Source organism: Bacillus bingmayongensis, from assembly GCF_000299035.1.
GTDB lineage: Bacteria > Bacillota > Bacilli > Bacillales > Bacillaceae_G > Bacillus_A > Bacillus_A bingmayongensis.
This window is the reverse complement of sequence record NZ_AKCS01000026.1, coordinates 12,835-31,362: the sequence shown is the minus strand read 5'-3', so window position 1 is coordinate 31,362 and position 18,528 is coordinate 12,835. Positions and strand designations below refer to the sequence as shown.

16 protein-coding genes and 2 pseudogenes are annotated in these 18,528 nt (G+C 32.6%); 14 read left to right on the top strand and 4 right to left on the bottom strand.

Annotation, left to right across the window (positions count from 1 at the left end):
* Nucleotides 1-449: 449 nt before the first annotated feature.
* The 6 genes from Y7E_RS0105285 (at nucleotide 450) to Y7E_RS0105260 (ending at nucleotide 6,057) form a co-directional block, all read left to right on the top strand.
* Entirely contained in the window at nucleotides 450-1,583 is a 1,134-nt protein-coding gene (locus tag Y7E_RS0105285; protein ID WP_017150247.1) for a helix-turn-helix domain-containing protein, read from the top strand.
* Complete coding sequence (locus Y7E_RS0105280) at nucleotides 1,567-2,325, top strand: CPBP family intramembrane glutamic endopeptidase (protein ID WP_017150246.1); 759 nt, start codon at nucleotides 1,567-1,569, stop codon at nucleotides 2,323-2,325. Before Y7E_RS0105285 ends, Y7E_RS0105280 begins: the two co-directional genes overlap by 17 nt.
* A gap of 395 nt (nucleotides 2,326-2,720) precedes the next feature.
* Nucleotides 2,721-3,320, top strand: a complete 600-nt coding sequence (locus tag Y7E_RS0105275) for an undecaprenyl-diphosphatase (protein ID WP_017150245.1) — start codon at nucleotides 2,721-2,723, stop codon at nucleotides 3,318-3,320.
* A gap of 66 nt (nucleotides 3,321-3,386) precedes the next feature.
* On the top strand, nucleotides 3,387-3,653 hold the full coding sequence (locus Y7E_RS0105270) for a hypothetical protein (protein ID WP_017150244.1): 267 nt from the start codon (nucleotides 3,387-3,389) through the stop codon (nucleotides 3,651-3,653).
* 514 nt (nucleotides 3,654-4,167) lie between these two features.
* On the top strand, nucleotides 4,168-4,584 hold the full coding sequence (locus Y7E_RS0105265; protein ID WP_017150243.1) for a hypothetical protein: 417 nt from the start codon (nucleotides 4,168-4,170) through the stop codon (nucleotides 4,582-4,584).
* Nucleotides 4,585-4,602: 18 nt separating this feature from the next.
* Entirely contained in the window at nucleotides 4,603-6,057 is a 1,455-nt protein-coding gene (locus Y7E_RS0105260; RefSeq protein ID WP_017150242.1) for an FtsZ/tubulin family protein, read from the top strand.
* Between the two features lie 32 nt (nucleotides 6,058-6,089).
* Here the strand turns inward: Y7E_RS0105260 and Y7E_RS0105255 are convergent, their stop codons facing one another.
* Both Y7E_RS0105255 and Y7E_RS0105250 read right to left on the bottom strand, forming a co-directional pair.
* On the bottom strand, nucleotides 6,090-6,809 hold the full coding sequence (locus Y7E_RS0105255; RefSeq protein ID WP_017150241.1) for a MerR family transcriptional regulator: 720 nt from the start codon (nucleotides 6,807-6,809) through the stop codon (nucleotides 6,090-6,092).
* Between the two features lie 1,976 nt (nucleotides 6,810-8,785).
* Nucleotides 8,786-9,927 (bottom strand): IS3 family transposase gene (locus Y7E_RS0105250; protein WP_087957792.1). Its coding sequence is split into 2 segments (ribosomal slippage): nucleotides 8,786-9,696 and nucleotides 9,696-9,927, totalling 1,143 coding nucleotides; the frame shifts between segments, so codons are not numbered across the junction.
* Nucleotides 9,928-10,217: 290 nt separating this feature from the next.
* On the opposite strand from Y7E_RS0105250, the gene Y7E_RS0105240 reads away from it, so the two are divergent.
* The gene (locus Y7E_RS0105240) at nucleotides 10,218-10,904 is read left to right on the top strand and encodes an IS6 family transposase (RefSeq protein WP_017150238.1); all 687 of its coding nucleotides are present in this window, start codon (nucleotides 10,218-10,220) and stop codon (nucleotides 10,902-10,904) included.
* Here Y7E_RS0105240 and Y7E_RS29110 read toward each other — a convergent pair.
* Nucleotides 10,890-11,177, bottom strand: a complete 288-nt coding sequence (locus Y7E_RS29110; RefSeq protein ID WP_017150237.1) for a cupin domain-containing protein — start codon at nucleotides 11,175-11,177, stop codon at nucleotides 10,890-10,892. The genes Y7E_RS0105240 and Y7E_RS29110 overlap by 15 nt on opposite strands.
* Before the next feature lie 200 nt (nucleotides 11,178-11,377).
* Between Y7E_RS29110 and Y7E_RS0105230 the strand changes: the two genes are divergently transcribed.
* From Y7E_RS0105230 to Y7E_RS0105220, 3 genes are all read left to right on the top strand, one after another.
* Complete coding sequence (locus Y7E_RS0105230) at nucleotides 11,378-11,599, top strand: hypothetical protein (protein WP_017150236.1); 222 nt, start codon at nucleotides 11,378-11,380, stop codon at nucleotides 11,597-11,599.
* 257 nt (nucleotides 11,600-11,856) lie between these two features.
* A complete protein-coding gene (locus tag Y7E_RS0105225) occupies nucleotides 11,857-12,522 on the top strand; it encodes an HAD family hydrolase (RefSeq protein WP_034277777.1) in 666 nt (221 codons plus the stop codon).
* A gap of 151 nt (nucleotides 12,523-12,673) precedes the next feature.
* Nucleotides 12,674-13,381, top strand: coding sequence for an IS6 family transposase (locus tag Y7E_RS0105220; RefSeq protein WP_026049096.1), 708 nt, complete (start codon nucleotides 12,674-12,676; stop codon nucleotides 13,379-13,381).
* 60 nt (nucleotides 13,382-13,441) lie between these two features.
* Here the strand turns inward: Y7E_RS0105220 and Y7E_RS0105215 are convergent.
* A pseudogene (locus Y7E_RS0105215) lies at nucleotides 13,442-13,774 on the bottom strand (IS6 family transposase); the annotation flags it as partial.
* Between the two features lie 204 nt (nucleotides 13,775-13,978).
* Here Y7E_RS0105215 and Y7E_RS0105210 point away from each other — a divergent pair.
* From Y7E_RS0105210 to Y7E_RS29105, 4 genes and pseudogenes are all read left to right on the top strand, one after another.
* Nucleotides 13,979-16,258 carry an immunoglobulin-like domain-containing protein gene (locus Y7E_RS0105210; RefSeq protein ID WP_017150232.1) on the top strand — a complete coding sequence of 760 codons (2,280 nt, stop codon included), beginning with the start codon at nucleotides 13,979-13,981 and terminating at the stop codon, nucleotides 16,256-16,258.
* Nucleotides 16,259-16,627: 369 nt separating this feature from the next.
* Nucleotides 16,628-17,089, top strand: coding sequence for a hypothetical protein (locus Y7E_RS0105205; RefSeq protein ID WP_017150231.1), 462 nt, complete (start codon nucleotides 16,628-16,630; stop codon nucleotides 17,087-17,089).
* 63 nt (nucleotides 17,090-17,152) lie between these two features.
* Entirely contained in the window at nucleotides 17,153-17,599 is a 447-nt protein-coding gene (locus Y7E_RS0105200) for a hypothetical protein (protein WP_017150230.1), read from the top strand.
* A 245-nt stretch (nucleotides 17,600-17,844) separates the two neighbouring features.
* Nucleotides 17,845-18,147, top strand: a pseudogene (locus Y7E_RS29105) (tyrosine-type recombinase/integrase); the annotation flags it as partial.
* Nucleotides 18,148-18,528: the final 381 nt, after the last annotated feature.

Below are 18,528 nucleotides of genomic sequence, written 5' to 3'. Positions count from 1 at the left end.
GAATCCCTTGTCCTCCAAGGGATTCAGAGATTGGTAAATTTTTTTATGACCACGATACCGCTATATCGTTTCATGTTTTGTGAAATGACGATTTATTAAGAAAACGCCTCAATCCCTTTATATAAGGAATTGAGGCGTTTTTGTTAAAAAGTTACTACCGGGATACCACTATAAGATTTTTCACTTTGAAATCTAGTTTTGAGTAAAAATCCTTTTATATAAAGGGTTTAATAGGTTTTTTGAAAATTTTTTAGATGTTTATTTTTGAAACGTTAAAGGAGCGTTGTCGTTTCAAAATGGAGTTGTAAACTACCAGGATACGGCTATAAGATCTTTTGTTTTGCAATTTAATTTCGAGTTTCCCTCTGGTTGATTTCATCAACAAAAGTCAACTGTAAATCCATGGTTTGTGCAGCCATAACCCGTATAATTATAACTGAGGTGATGAAATGAAAGAAATCAATATTGCTAAAACACTTATTGCAAAACGCAGAGAAAAGGGTATTACGCAGGATGAACTAGCGACCTATATTGGTGTTACAAAAGCGTCAGTTTCAAAATGGGAAACAAGCCAAAGTTATCCCGATATTACCTTTCTTCCTCAGTTAGCAATTTATTTTAATATCAGTATAGATGAACTAATAGGATATGCGCCCCAAATGACACAGGATGATATTAAAAAGCTGTATCACAGGCTCGCATCTAACTTTGCTGAAAAGCCTTTTGATGAAGTGATTGTAGAGTGCAGGACTATCATCAAAAAATATTATTCTTGTTTTCCCCTACTGCTTCAGATGGCGGTACTATTCACTAACCACCATATGTTAGCGTCAGAATCGGAAAAACAAATAGAAACTCTTGAGGAAGCTGTTAACTTGTGCGTCCGGGTGAGAACAGAAAGTGAAGATGTTTCGCTCGCTAAAGATGCAGTATCGATGGAAGCCATTTGCTATCTTATGTTACAAAAACCGCAGGAGATTCTGGACTTACTTGGTGAAACCATCCGCCCAAAGTCCCCGGACGATGAAATGATAGCACAGGCGTATCAAATGATGGGGAATGTAAAAAAAGCTAATGAGGTTATGCAAATCAGCATGTATCAGCACTTAATCTTGCTGATCGAAGGAATACCACCTTATTTGATGCTGAATGCTTCAAATGTAGAAAAAACAGAGGAAATCTTACAACGCACTTTTGCTCTTGCAGATGCTTATGAAATAGAAAATCTGCATCCAAATATGATTATAAAGGTATACTATGCGGCTGCACTGGTATATTGCATGCAGAAAAATCATGAAAAGGCACTCGATATGCTGCAAAAGTATTCGTCTGTCTGTACGATAGATTTTTCTCTATATAACTTACATGGTGATTCTTATTTTGATGCTATTGATGGCTGGTTTGAGGAGTTTCAGCTTGGATCGAAGACTGTCCGTCACGAAGATACCATCAAAGCAAATATGCTGCAAAGTATTGTAGATAATCCTGCATTTGCTGCCTTGGCGGAACTACCGAGGTATAAGAGTATCATTGGCACCTTAAAATTCAAATTAGGAGTGAATGAGCGTGAAAAACCTATATAAACGGGCATTAAAATTTTCACTTTGTGTGTTGCCAATCGGTATTATTGCTGGAATGCTGATAGGATGTATGATGTTGAATCTGAAAATGGGTGACCAGATAGTAGCGCAGATGCCAAAAGAAACATATATTCTAATTTCGGGTATTCAGACGGGCGTTTTATATACCGGCATTATGGGATTTTTCGGTTATATTTTAGCCGATAAGGTGAACTTGCTGAAGAAGCTGACTTTTACAAAGAGAAGTGTTCTAATTACTTTATTAATTAGCATGATAGTTGCTCTATTTTTAGTATTGGATTATTTCACTTTTGCCAAAGTGATTCCCGAAGTTGCGGTAGTTTATACGAGGGATAACTACTCTCTGCTCCATCTGGCAGCATCGGTTATTTACGGCGGAGTAGTAGAAGAAATCATGATGCGATTATTTTTCATGTCATTGGCTGCTTTTATTTTGTGGAAGTTGTTTGCTCGTAGTAAAGAAAAAGAGAATATTCCAGTATGGGTATTTGTAGTGGCGAACATTGTATCATCACTCTTGTTTGCAGCAGGACATATTCCAGCAACGATTATGACCTTTGGTGGTCTGAATGCCCTTATCTTGATACGTTGCTTCTTGCTTAATGGCGTTCCTGGCATACTTTTTGGTTGGTTGTATCAAAAGTTAGGATTGCAATATGCGATAATCGCACACGCTTTAGCACATGTTATTACTCAGTTTACATTTGCGTATTTCTTGCTTTAGTAGCAATGAAGTAAGCCAATACTTCATGTGAAGTTTAGTTTACAATTATAGATGATCTAACTATATAATTGAACGTGATTCCCCGATTTCATCCCTAAACGTTAGTCATATTTGTAAAGAGAAGTCCTTTCAAAAATCAGTTCTATCAACTCACCTAAAAGTTGAGATAGACTCTCCAATATATGAATGTAAAGCCTTACAACGTGATTGTTGTAAGGTTTATTTGTTATTGTTAAGAAATTGTTAAGAAAAGGTTAAGAAGCATTTAAAATCGCTTTCCTACAATGGAAATATGAGTTTCAGGTTTTTCCCTTCCCTAATATAAACAATTGAATATTTGGATATGTGTGATGTGTTTTTAGATTTGAAATTTCAATGATTGGAGGAATTTAAACATGTTGTTTTCACAGTTTAATATCGATGCTTTTCGATGGATTAATGATCTAGGGAAACAAAACCCATCTCTAAATCCAATGATGGTTTTTGTTGCCGAATATATGTTATATGCTTTGGTCTTGGGTGTTCTTATATATTGGTTTACCCGAAACAACAAAAATAGAATGATGATTATTCAAGGTGGACTAGCATTCATTGTCGCTGAAATTATTGGGAAGATTGTTGGTCAATTTTATTCGCATCATCAACCATTTGCAGTACTTCCAAATGTTAATCAACTTGTTGAGCATGAAATCGATAACTCATTTCCAAGTGACCATACGATTTTATTTTTCTCTCTTTGTGCTTCTATCTGGCTTGTTCGCAAAAAGGAAGGATGGTTATGGCTTATGCTTGCATTCTGTGTAGCCATATCGCGTATTTGGGTAGGGGTTCACTACCCTATCGATGTTGTTACAGGAGCTCTTGTAGGCATTATTTCAGCTTTATTTGTGTATTGGATAGCACCAAAGCTTTCTTTCATTAAGCGATTATTGGGCCTTTATGAAAGAATGGAGCAGCATGTTATCCCAATGAAAAACAACTCGAAAGACTTTTGATGTTGTTTTGTAATAAATTTTAAAGATGTTCTGGAATTACTGGTAAGCCAGAATGATTTTGTAGATATGAAATTAACAGCATTCACAAATAAATTTCTAGAAATGACTGAAAAAGATAATGAATTAGATTCAAAAGAAATACATTTTTTCTTGCTGTACATGCAACTTTGTGAACTAACAAAAGAGTTAAATGAAGAGCTGTATCAATATAACATGACAGTGACAACCTCTCCCCTAACAATAGATGAAATGTGTAGAACCAAACTATTAACAAAGAAAGATAACCAGGATGAGTTGTTCCTGGCATTACATGAAAGTTACATAACATTATAAATATTATGAGTGCAATGCTATGAAAGCATTGCATTTTTTGTTATCAGTAATAAGCAGTTTATATAAGCTTTATATATAAGTCTTATATATAAAGCTTATTATATTAATATTGATATAAAATTGATATGTTAAAAGTGAATCCCCTTTTATAAAAGGGGATTATTATACATAGTATAAATAAAACGTATATATACGATGTATATAAAATTTGTTATTTAATATGTGAGTTTCATGTTAACGTATTGTGCTGTTTTTTGGGAGATATGTTTACTTAATATAGTAATGTTAGTGAAATCTATTCTATTAAGAGTTTAGAATGTGAATCACATGAAATATAAGATTAATATAGTATATATACGCTGTATATATGAAACCTTGTAAAATAAAGAGTTTTTTAATAATGAGATTTATAAGTTCTATATATAAGTTTTATATATAATGACTTGATATACGCCTTATAATGATGTACTATGTTTCTAGGAATAATTAACCAATGGTTTAAGGGGGGGACAACTTGAACGAGGTTTTAAGTGAAAAGTATCAAACGATAAAATTTACGGATGAAGTAGTAAACATGTTCGCAGATATTCTTGAACAAGACGAGATACTATATAGTGTATTTCTATACATAGGAAACATCGTAAATAAACAATTTCAAGAAACCAAATATATGAGGGGCATATCAATTAATGAAATAGTAGAAAATGTAGTCATTGATAGGAGAGTAAAGAAAACAAAAGGAAAATCTTATTCATTAGAAGTTGAACGCACCAATATATCAAGACGTTCAGCTGAAATAAGTGTTAGTACACTATCATCAATGTCTTTAATCTATGAAAAGGCTATGCACCCGTATAAATTTTTAATCTCAACTTATAGAGGACAACAAGTACTTATTGAGTTAGGGAAAAGAAAAAAAGTAAATAAGTAAATAAGGAGAGATAAAATAATGGCGAAAAATTTCTTGAAGAATGAAGTAGCAGTTAAGATGACGATGGTTGGTTTTGGTCAGGCTGGTACTAGAATGGTAGATAAATTTGCTGAATATAAACATACAGATGGAACATCAGTATATAACTGCTTAGCATTAAACAGTAATGATGGAGATCTAGCAGAACTAAAAAATGTACCAAAAAGCAACCAAGTGTCACTCAAATTAGGTGGTTTAGGTAAAAATCCTGAGCGTGCAGTAAAGGTACTTGATTCAAATGATGAGGCAAAAGAAAAATTAAAAGAATTTATCACGGAACGTGTAAGACCATCTGATGAACTTGTGTTATTCTTTGCAGGCCTAGGTGGAGGAACAGGAACTTCTACAATCATTAAGGCGATTGAAGAGTTTTCTGCTTTTCATAACAAGCCTGTAATTAGACAGGAATTACAAAAAGTTGCACAACAATACCCTATGGCAGAGATAAAAGCAAATCAAGCAAAATTTGCGAGAATCGCTTTTGAAAATGCTATTGAGCGTAAAGATTTTATTAAAATGGGGATTGTTGTAACACTTCCAGTAAGAGCAGATGGACCGGATGTACTAAGACAAGTTAATAAGTTTTCTCAGGAGATTTGGAAATTAGCTAATGATAAATCAAAAGGTGTAGCATTTGTAGTATTTGCTGATAATCAGCACTTTTATGATGAATTTAAAGAGCTAAATGAAAATGAGAAAAAAGGTATTGCCAATGCACGTGATTATGCAAATCAACGCATTAGTGAAATTATTCATGAATTAAATACAGCTGCAAATGGTTCTGGAACATCTGTAATACTTGATTCTCAAGACTTTAAACGTATTTTACTTGAGAAAACAGGTTGTTTAGTAATTAATAAGGTTTCGCGTAATATGAACCAGATTGAAAATAGCCATGCAATTGTAGAAATGTTTCAAGAATCATTAAGAGGAAGCTCTTTCCATCATCCAATTGATTTGATGAAAAAGAATAACGATGGTTCTGTTGATGCATCAAAAGTACACCATTTTGGTATGCTTGCTATCCTAGATGAACAAAAAAACATTGATGATTCCTTCATGGATGATGCTAAAGTAGAAGTTTCAAATAATTTACCTATAAACGGTACTGTTTTTAATGGATATTTAGTAAGTAAGAATGATTTCTTGGGAAGTGTATATACGTTTTATAAAACTGATGCATTACCATCAAGATTATCTAAGGGATTAGTTGAAGAATTTAATGAATTTAAAGAGAAGCAAAGTCAAATTCAGTATAAAAAGTCTCAAATTAGTACGATAGAAAGTATTGATGAGGATGAGGACTTAGGTTTTGCCTTTGGTGATTTTATCGATATGGGTAGTGACGAAGAAAATACAGAAGCTGGAGCCAATGAAGATGCTGAATTAGCTGACTTTTTAGATCCAGATAAGATGTTTGGTACTACAAAATAACAAAAAGTCTGGAGCAAGCTCCAGACTTTTTGTTATTCCACCGTCGTATTCATGAGAGATTTCATATGATCAATGATATTATCATGTATGTACTGCTCAATGAAGAGTTGCTTTTTAGCTAAATCTTCTTCTTTTTTAAACCATCCTACCTTTTTAATACGTTCCTCATCAGGTTTGCTATTCCAGAGGCTTTCTGCTTGTTTTCTTAATTCCTGGCGTGTTCTATGTTCAATAATGAAATTATCCAGTCTTTCTTGACGTTGACGTATCTTTAAAGTTTCTGCATCTTCAGGTTGTGGCAGCTGTTTTAATATATTTCCTATCTTCTCCTCATACTGAGACTCAATAGTTTTTATTTTTTCTTCTATCTGCTTATTCACCATTTTTTCAATGATTTCTGCAGTTGCTTGAAGGTTTAATTGGGTAGATACTTCATTTGCTTGATTCTCTAGTGGTACTGGTCTTAAATCAAATTGATGTGGTAAAAGTTCAATAATAGCATCTAAAGACCACTTCTCATCTCTTTTTTGTTTTATAAAAAGAGCGATTTCAAGATCTAAAGTGTTATAGAGCTTTTCGTTTGTGTTATGGGTTCTTAAAGTTTCATGTAGCCCTTTTTCTTCTAAAATATTGAACCAATTATACACTGTATTATGGTGACGTCCGACTAATTTAGAGAATTCTGTTATCCTCCATGCCTTCTCAAAAACATTATCGTTTAATATATCATCATCGCTTTTTTGATCAATCATTGTCCTACCTCCTTGAAAAAACATTCAATACACACTTGAATTAAAATTAACATGTGGACTGAAATTAACATGTTAATAGTTATTTCGATAATATCAATGTAAATACCTACTAACTTAGGTATTTACATGAAATGTGAGATTAACATATAACCAAGAGTGTATTAACAAAACATTGACTATAAATCTACAATTTATTTAGATTGTTAATGTTTTGTTGACTAAAAACATATAAATATCAATGTTATATTAATGATAGTATGTATATTTTGTGCTAGAAATATGGCTTATAGTTGCTATGAGATTAACATAGTATATTGCTTATTATTAATGATAAGGAAATATAAGTGTTTTGTAAACAAATTATGAGGATATAATGACTGTGTTCTGTGGAAAATGAGAAAAGTAGATTATTAAATTCCAATTTCAATGTATAAAAAGATAGAAAAAGGCAACACTACTAATATGATGATGCTAGTAGCTTAATAATACTAGTAAGTTATTGATCCTTTAAATAGAGTTAATGTTTACCTAGCCCTGTTATTCTTATAGAAGTGATATGAATCTTTGTATTACTAGTATGTTCTTCTCTGTTATTTTTAATATTGGTTTCATTGTTTATTTTATATAAACCTGCAAGAGTATTTTGTCATGATATAGAATTTAGTTGGTTTAATGAATCTAATTTAACACGAGTAATCTTATATAAAACGTACAAAATATTATGCTTATGTACAGATACGTGCTCATATGTAATTGAGTATGGATATTGTTTAGCTTATAGCGCGAACTTAACAGTTGGTTATAGGATGATTTAAGCAAATTAGAGGGATTGAGATTGCTATGTTAGATACTTGGGCTCTCTATTATCTTAAACACCTTCAAAAACAGACATTAACATGAAATATGAAATTGACATGTAATGAAGAATACATCGATAAGACATTACTATAAAAATAGAATATATTATCATTGTTAATGTTATATCAACTAAAACTATATGCACATCGATGATAGTGAGCTTATTTTGTATTAGTAAAACGACTTAAAGTCACTATGAGATTAACAAAACGATCTGTACAGTATTTATAAAAATAAAAATAGAGATTTGAAAGTAAAATATAATGATATTAAAACTTTGTAATAACATTAAGCTGGATACGAATCGCTATGCTGCTAATATAGTCTTCTTCCTTGGTAAAATTATGTCTTATCACAGTCAAAAACAATCGATCCAGTGCGTCTAAAATCTTTCATTGATAAGTTAGAGGTGAAATTTTATAAATAGTATATTCGCGTATGGTAAGCATTTTTACGCAATTGAGTACTAAATATTATTCAGCATGGGGATTGAATTTTACTTTTGTATATATGACTTAGGTTCATTAGAAAGAATGACATTAACATGAGATATGAAATTGATATGTAATAGAACTGATATTAACAAGACATTGACTATAGTAATGAAAGCCTCTTTAGTTGTTAATGTTATATCAATTATAAATGTATAAATATCGAGGTTTTTCGTTCTGTGGAAATTATATATAGTTGATTCTTGAGTTTTCATTAAAATTTAAAGTGATTCAAAACAGTATTTGATAATGATTTGTACGTTTTATAATTTATTTAAGCGAATAGCAGTAATCTACCAGAGGTTATTTGTAGAGAATGGTTAACACTTTTTTATTTAGTGAATTATTTATAGAGTATCTGTGAAGGTGTTTACTTTTTTACAAATATATATACTTTACAAGGGGCTATTCGTTTTATAGTTTTTTTCGATCAGTGCTAATGGCCTATGATTTATTACGAGTTGAGAAAAATATCCTCCTATTAATATATTCATTAACTTTAAATCAATATTAGTTTAATAATTAAGTTACTGTTGATATGAAATTAACATTTATATCTTTGTTTTCGTTAACATGTTAATGTCTGTTTGGATTTGAGTCAATATCTTGGACACAAGAAAGTTAAGTCTATGCTACTTTTTTAGCCAGATCTTCTATTGCTTGGGGAGTTTTATAACCAATACTACTATGAATTCGCTTGCGGTTATAAAATCCCTCAATGTATTGAAATAGGGCTAGATTTGCTTGTTCAAATGTGACATATTGTGTTCTATATACTTCTTCTTTCTTTAAAATGGCGTGAAATGACTCGATACAAGCGTTGTCATATGGACAGCCTTTCTTACTGAAAGAGGGTTTTATGTTGTAATTCGCGAGTAAGGTTTGAAATTCTTGACTGGTATATTGTGTTCCTAAGTCAGTATGTAGAATGAGACCTTCTGATGGCTTTTGTGTATAGTAAGCGTTTTCTAATGCTTTTACTACAAGGTTCGTTGTCATATTTCGTGAAAATGAATAACCAATAATTTTCTTAGAATACAAATCCATCACAGATGCCAAGTAACACCAGCCATCTTTTTTTGTGTGAATATAGGTAATATCCGCAACCCACTTTTCATTTATTGTCGTTGTGGAGAAGTCCTGTTCTAATAGATTTGTACGTTCTTCTACAGTTGATTTTGATGAATGTGGTTTGTATTTTTTTAATATATTGGAACGGATATTTTCTCTCTTCATAATCCGTTGTACACGCTTGATACTTAGTTGTAATCCTTGTTCCAATAGTATTTGGTGAATTTTAGGTGCGCCGTAACGTTCTTCACTATCTTGATGAATTTGTATAATTTTCTGGGTTAATTCTTTATTTTCACGACTACGTTTTGACCCTGTTTTGCGCTGAGATTGGTAATACGAACTTCTCGCTATTCTAAGAGTTTGGCACATCATATGAACAGAGTATGTTTCTTTTTGATAATCGATAAATTGATGTAATTCTGTATCTTTTATTTTTTTGCGAATATGGCCATAGCCTTTTTTAAAATCTCATTTTCCTCTTTCAGACGAAGCATTTCTTTCTGCATTTGTTTCAGATCTTCTAGTGTCATTTCTTCCTCATCAATCGTTGTGATAGGAGAATATTTTTTAATCCATTTATAAATTGTTACTTCTGATACACCATACTCGCTGCTTAGTTCTTTCACAGATCGTTCTGAATGATATAATTCAACAACCATCTTTTTAAATTCTGCATTAAATTTCTTGTTTGCCATACGGACACTTCCTCCTTGAAATCCATTGTAAGGACTTAACTAAGTTGTGTCCATATGACTATACTAACTCCAGTTGATATGTTAATGCTAATTATCGTGCTGTAATCAGTAAAATTGTTTACAAGACATTGATATTTAGTGAATTATTTCTCACTTAACATCTTTTTGTTTTTTTGAAGTGAAGGTTTCTTGGAAAACTGATATTTGTAAGCTATTAGTATTTATGGTTCTGTTGCAAAGTTTTCTACATGAAGATACACTCTAGAAAACAAGATTTAGGAGAATCAGACATGAGGTATTTTAAAGGAAAACAATTCAAGAAAGATATTATTTTAGTAGCTGTCGGCTACTACTGCCGTTTTTCTTTAAGTTATCGCGATGTATCTGAAATCCTGAAAGAACGTGGTATTTCAGTTCACCCAACAACCATCATGCGATGGGTTCATGAATATGGCAATCTCATCTATCAAATTTGGAAAGTGAAAAATAAATCTGCACGCTTATCTTGGCATTTGGATGAGACTTATATCAAAGTTAAGGGAGAATGGCGTTATCTCTATCGTGCAATTGATAAAGATGGACACACATTGGATATTCAACTTCGTAAAAAACGGGATCATCAGGCTGCCTATGCTTTCATGAAAAGATTAGTAAAACATTTTGGAGAACCAACGGTTCTCACTACAGACAAAGCGCCGGCATTACTTTGCGCATTTAACAAATTAAGAAAACAAGGATTTTATCAAACTACAATCCATCGTACAATCAAACATTTAAACAATCTTATTGAACAGGATCATAGGCATGTAAAGAGACGTTTTGTCAAATCCGCAGGATTTCAAAATCTTCGTCATGCTTCACGTACGATAAAAAGTATCGAGACCATTCATGCCCTATATAAACAAAGGCGAAGTCTTCAAAGAGACTCCGCCTTTTCAACGTACAATGAACTTCAACAATTACTAGCTATTTCCTAAACATTGTTCCTCATTTACCAACCTGTTTATGCTTTTTTCAAACTTTGCAACAGAACCGGGCGCTATATTTTCTAATTGCCCATCTATCTCTAGTGTAGCCGTACCGATTAATACAAAGAAAAATTGCCGAGATTTTGTATGATAATGACGTACTTCGGAGGTATTAGGTGGCATCCGTTCGTGAATAACACTTAAATCATTTTGGTTTACTAAACGCCATCCATCGCATTTATCTCCCCTATAATGTTCTGCACTTTGTTTACTAATTTTCATTTTTATCAATATCCTTTCGTTGTTATCAGATAATTATGTAAAAACCAATAATACAACTATAACTTTCAAGAAGTTTTTTTACAATAAATCCCTTCCAATAATAGGACGTTATGTTAACCGGCTGTGTATGGAATATACATCCAATTTTCATGACAAATCACTTCTCCCGAATGATACAATCAAGGAAGAGGAGGATTATTATGAAAAAACATCGTTTTAGAAATCTACTTTTATGTTTTACAGCTCTTTTAGTGTTACCTGCTTGTCAAAAGTACAACAGTAACTTAGAACAGTGGGGTAGCACTGTTGATACTGTTGATACAGCTAAACTAAAAAGAAATAACATTCCGTATGAAATAAAAGATGGTAAAGTATATATCCCTGAAGATGCCTTTAGCGATGCTACATATTGTTGTACATAAGTAGTGATACAAGAACACTAGAACTATTACTTAATAAATCATGACTTCCACTAACGACAATTATGTAAATACGAAACCCCTTCAGTAAGTAAATTGAAGGGGTTTTTTCTAGATACAGTGACTACTGATAAGTGAGTTTATGTAAACCAAGTGTGTATAGGGTATACATATAGAAATTTGCAAGTAATCAATAGATATCCAGTATGATACTATGAGGTGGGATAGGATAAATATTGCATGCAGAAAGGGAGATTAGTTTGAAAGAATACAAGATAATTTTATTTGATTTGGATGGGACACTGTCTGATCCTAAGATAGGGATAACCAAATCAGTTCAATTCGCACTTGAAAAGATGGGTATTCTAGAGCCTAACCTTAATAAACTTGATTGTTTCATTGGACCACCATTACAAGAATCGTTTGCTATGTATTACGGTTTCAATACTGAGGAGGTAAAACAAGCAATTGGTTTTTACAGAGAAAGGTTTAAAAAAGAAGGGATGTTCGAGAATAAATTATATACTGATATTCCTTCACTCTTAGATACTTTGAAAAAGCAGGGGTATATCTTAGTCGTAGCAACTTCTAAGCCTACTGTGTTCTCAGAAAAGATATTAGAATACTTTAAAATAGACTGTTATTTTGATCATGTGGTGGGAAGTAATCTTGATGGAACCCGAAGCTCAAAAACTGAAATCATTCAGTACATACTTGATAAATATCACGAATATAAACATAGCGATTTCGTTATGATTGGCGACCGTAAGCACGATATAATTGGTGCAAACAATACAGGTATTGATTCTATCGCAGTTACATATGGCTATGGTTCATTGGAAGAATTAAATCAATCCAATCCTACATGTATTGTTGATAATGTTAAGGGTATAGAAAGTATTTTGTTAACTCGTACAACAATTTAACTTCCACTTTTCGAGAATTATGTAAAGGAGCTGTCCATATGGGCAGCTTATTATATTTTTGGTTCTGGTGCAAAAACTTTAAAGCTCTTGCAAATAATCTCCAAATCTTGGACATACTGATACTATTACTCTATAAAGGTGTGTGATCGGTATGGAAAAACAACATTTGTTCAAATGGAAGCATTATCAGCCTGACATTATTTTGTTAACGGTTAGATGGTACCTACGGTACAGCCTCAGTTTTCGTGATTTGGTGGAAATGATGGAGGAACGCGGCTTATCTATGGCTCACACAACGATTATGCGTTGGGTTCATCAATATGGACCTCAATTAGAAGAGAAAGTACGACATCATCTTAAATTAACAAATGATTCGTGGAGAGTCGATGAAACTTATATTAAAGTAAAAGGTCAATGGATGTACTTATATCGTGCAGTTGATTCAGAAGGGAATACAATTGATTTTTATCTAAGTAAATCAAGAGATAAGCAAGCAGCCAAGCGCTTTTTCAAGAAAGCCTTGGCTTTTTCGTATGTTTCTAAACCTCGCGTGATAACTGTAGATAAGAACCTTGCCTATCCTGTAGCGATTCAAGAGTTGAAAGAAGAGAAACATATGCCTGAAGGCATACAACTAAGGCAAGTTAAATATCTCAATAATATAGTGGAACAAGACCACCGGTTTATTAAAAAACGAGTTCGTTCTATGTTAGGATTAAAGTCATTTAAAACAGCAATCTCTATATTGAGTGGTGTTGAAGCCATGCATATGATGAAAAAGGGGCAACTTGTTTTACCGGGCAAGTCTGTCCAAAACCAGAAAGAATTTATTCATAAATTGTTTGGCTTAGCTTCATAAGATAGAAATCAAGAGAAAATTGCTACTCTATGTTTCTAACTAATATTTTTGCACCAGAACCCTTGATTTACTTAGATAAAAATCAAGGGTATTCCCTTCTGAATCAACTGCACGATATAAATACATCCATTGCCCTTTTACTTTAATATAGGTTTCATCGACTCTCCATGAGTCGTTTGTTGATTTAAGATGATGTCGTACTTTCCCCTCTAATTGAGGCCTATATTGATGAACCCAGCGCATAATCGTTGTGTGGGCAATTGATAATCCTCTTTCCTCCATCATTTCTACCAGGTTACGAAAGCTCAAATTATACCGTAGGTACCACCTTACTGTTAATAAGATTAGTTCCGGCTGATAATGCTTCCATTTAAACAAATTTTCCTTTTCCATACCAATCACACCCCTTTTTTTAGAGTGATACTATCAGTATGTCCAAGTTTAGGAGATTACTTGCAAGAGCTTTAAAGTTTTTGCATTAGAACCAATATTTACATATACACCAATCGAATTATACATATATTGGTTATATTATGCTAAAATTGTAATGAATATTATAAATATACTAATAATCCAAGCGGCGGAAGGGGCATAAAAATGGGGAATAAAACAGCCAAATCAAAAAAACTAGTAGGATTTGTAGCAACGGCAACATTAGCCACATCAATGATGGCGGGAGCGAGCAACGCAAACGCTCAGACAACAGATTCATTGAAAGTGAATGAGCCAATACAAGCAACAGCAGAAGACAAGAAAGAAAAACTTGTGGAAAACCAAGCGCCGGTATTAACTGTACAGGAACACATTACAATATATGTAGATAATATATTTGTTCCAATGTTGGGAGTGTCAGCTTTTGATAAAGAAGATGGCGACATTACTTCTAAAGTAAAAGCAGACGGCAAAGTAGATACTTTTAAACCAGGCACTTATGAGTTAACTTACACGGTTACAGACTCTAAGGGTCTTAAAGTAACTGCGAAACAAACAGTAACGGTTAAGGAGAGAATGGAACCTACATTAACAGTGCCTTATAAAGCAACGATTAATGTAGGAGATAAATTCGATCCAATGGCAGGGGTGTCGGCTATTGATAAAGAAGATGGCGACATTACTACTAAAGTAAAAGTAGACGGTAAAGTAGATACGTCTAAAGCAGGTACTTATGAGTTAACTTACACGGTTATAAACTCTAAGGGTCTTAAAGTAACTGAGAAACAAACAGTAACGGTTAAAGAGAAGGAAGGAACAAAAAATGAAGCACCAGTATTAACTGTACCGGAGTTCAATACACTACATGTAGGTGATACGTTTGACCCAATGTTGGGAGTGTCAGCTTTTGATAAAGAAGATGGTGATTTAACAAGTAAAGTAAGTTATGCAGGCGAAGTAGATACTTCTAAACCGGGTAGATACATTATAGTGTATGGAGTTACCGATTCCCAAGGGGAGAATACAATAAATGTACGAAATGTATATGTAGTGGAAAATGAAGAAACTCCAGATATGGAACCGAAATTAACAGTGCCTGCAAAAACAACGATTAATGTAGGAGATTCATTTGATCCAATGGCAGAGGTATCAGCTATTGATCCAGAAGATGGTGACATTACTTCTAAAGTAAAAGTAGACGGTAAAGTAGATACTTCTAAAGCTGGTACTTACGTATTAACTTACACGGTTACAGACTCTATAAGTCATAAAGTAACTGCGAAACAAACAGTAACGGTTAAAGAGAAAGAAGAAACAAAAAATGAAATGCCAGTGTTAACTGTACCGTTTACAACTACACTACATGTAGGTGATACGTTTGACCCAATGAAAGGTGTAAAAGCTTTTGATAAAGAAGATGGTGATTTAACAAGTAAAGTCAAACATAAAGGCAATGTAGATACGTCTAAACCAGGTAAATATATTGTAGAGTACGGGGTTGTCGATTCCCAAGGAGTTAATGCAACAGCTACACAGACTGTAATTGTGGAGGAAAATGGAGAAACTCCAGATATGGAACCGAAATTAACAGTGCCTGTTGGAGCAACGATTAATGTGGGAGATAAATTCGATCCAATGGCAGGTGTATCGGCTATTGATAAAGAAGATGGCGACATTACTTCTAAAGTAAAAGTAGACGGTAAGGTAGATACTTCTAAAGCTGGTACTTATGAGTTAACTTACACGGTTACAGACTCTAAGGGTCATAAAGTAACTGAGAAACAAACAGTAACGGTTAAAGAGAAAGAAGAGTCAAAAGGTGAAGCACCAGTATTAACTGTACCTGCTGAAGTGACTATGAATGTAGGAGTTAAATTTGATCCAATGTCTGGGGTTAAAGCTATTGATAAAGAAGATGGCGATATTACTGATAAAGTAATCCATTTTGGTGAAGTAGATACTTCTAAAGTTGGTACTTACGAAGTGAAATTCCTTGTTCGTGACTCAGACGGTAATGAATCAACTATGACACAAAAAGTGGTTGTGAAAGATAAGGACAATGGCAACGGTTCTGATAATGGTAATAACAATACGAACAATGGCAATGGCTCTGATAATGGTAATAACAACACGAACAATGGCAGTGGCTCTGATAATGGTAATAACAACACGAACAATGGCAGTGGCTCTGATAATGGTAATAACAACACGAACAATGGCAGTGGCTCTGATAATGGTAATAATAACACGAACAATGGCAATGGCTCTGATAATGGTAACAGTAATAGCTCAAACAATAGTACATCTGATAAAAAAGAAGATACATATAAACAGCTACCAAAAACGGGTGCAAGTTCAAATAACAGTACAGCATTAGGTGTATTGATGGTCCTTACAGGTATGGTAATTACTTTTGGACGCAAATTTAAAAAGGCGCTAAAATAAAGCTACTCAGTGCATTAAATAAAAAGATGGTGTGAAATTCTAATTCACACCATCTTTTTAAATAACTATTTTATTTTTAAAAAGACTTTATTATTTTTTAACAAATTTATTATTTGTGTACATTTCGGATTCTTTTTTAAGTTCAATGACTGTATAATTCATAAAACATTTGAAGAATTATCTATACGTTTTCCCAATGTAAACTTTTGAATATAAATTTACTTTCAGAAACATAATTAATCTTATTCAAAACTGTAAATACTAAAAGACAAACAAAGAAAATCTATTTGTAATAAAAAGCCTAGCAAAACCGCATTATATATATTAATATATCTGTATATTGACAATGTATATAATGAGGGACTTTTAATGAATAAGAAAAAAATAGGTTTATTAATTTTAGTAATCATTATTCTTTGGTTTGTATTTCCTCTTTCACCTTATTTAGCAGATTTAAATCATACAGAACAAAAATTATATGATAAATTACGAAAATCCCAAGATATTTATACACTAAAAGATCAAAAACCTAAAACAGTAGTAAGATTATATTTACATTCAATACAAGAAAAAAATTATGAAACAACTTATCTTTTCTATAAAAATGATGAAAAAATGACCAAGGAAAAGAAACAATTTTTAAAAGAGGCACCTGAATTTCATGAAACAATTCTATCATCTTTTAGATTTGCAAGATCATCTGTAGTAATAAACGAAGATTACAAGGATTCCGCAGTTATTAATATGCCCCCATGGATAGGTACAGACATTCAATTCCATATGTATAAAAAAAATGAAACATGGTTTATATACGACGTTCCTTTTCAATAATTGAATAACATATCTTATTCAAAAATAGCCTATTAAGCTTTTTCAGAAAGTAGGAAAAGATAAATGAAAAAAATAGTGTTAGGAATATTGTTTATATTTGTAAGTGTGTGTATCTATTTTATTTTAATAGAACCTACAGAAAAAATAAAACTAACTTCTGATACGATTTCAAAGATAAAATATCTAGAAACAGATTCGGTTGCTGAAGGTATTATTAAAGATTATGGTCAAGATGCAAAAGATGTATTTCAAAAACTAACTAGTTCAAAAAAGGTTGTATCAAAAACAGATTTTTGGAAGAAAAAGATTTTCGAAAATTCTTCTAATATTTCCCAGCGTACTATTAAGTTTTCATTAGATAATGGAGAAAAGATTACATTTGAAATATTGGCTTTTTGTATAGAAGGACATAATAACGAATCATATATTCGACGTACAGGAGATTCTACTATTTATCACTTAAATGCAGAGCATACTGAAGAGATACTGATGCAATTTACTAATCGTTAATATTGATAATTACTTTAGACCTAAGATCATACTGCTAAATACACCTGTTAACACTATCTTGAAAAGCACTTGTGAAACTATCAAAAGTGCTTTTTATTTTTCATTAAAACGAAAGTAAACTAATAAATATTAGTTTACTTTCATTTCCCCTTAAACATTGACTTCTTAACAAATATCCTGATATCTTCGAAATACATAACAAAAGTATACATTCAAAACACTATACATAAAGAGGTCATAAATCCATGAACAAAAAACCACATCTCATTGATGTCCAACCCATCCGTAACAAAGAACAAATCGAAGATATGAAATGGGCCCTCAAACGTCATTGTTCCGAACGAGACTATATTCTCTTTCTTATCGGTATCCATACGGGACTACGCGTAAGTGATCTACTCCAACTCGAAACACAAACCATAGTAAAGCTAAAACGAAAAAGGAGAAAAGAATTCAAAATCAAAGAGGGAAAAACGAAGAAAGAACGCATGATTAATCTTACTTCTATTTTTGATGAGGTCTATTCCTATTCCCAAACCTGGCGTACCGCCAACATTTTAACGAAAATATACGCTAAGCAAAATTCGACATGAGAAAACGTTAATTTTACTACTCTAAGCAATATCATCAATCTCAATAACGTAGGTATTTGAGACAAATGCATTTCAATGTAAAAGGTGCTGAAAAGAGCTTAAATAGTGTCTCAAAACTCATCTTTAAATCAAAATTTCAATTCAAATCGTGTTATTGAGTTTTGAGAATCCCTTAGCGTATAAAAACGTTAAAATGTGCGTGCTACCCCATCGCTATCAAGCTAACAAAACAAAATTCCCCCTAAAATGAAAAAATAAGCTATTCTTTCTGTAGAATCATAGGAAAGGATGGCGTTTTTGTATGAACTTTACATCAGAATTTTACAATTCAATAAA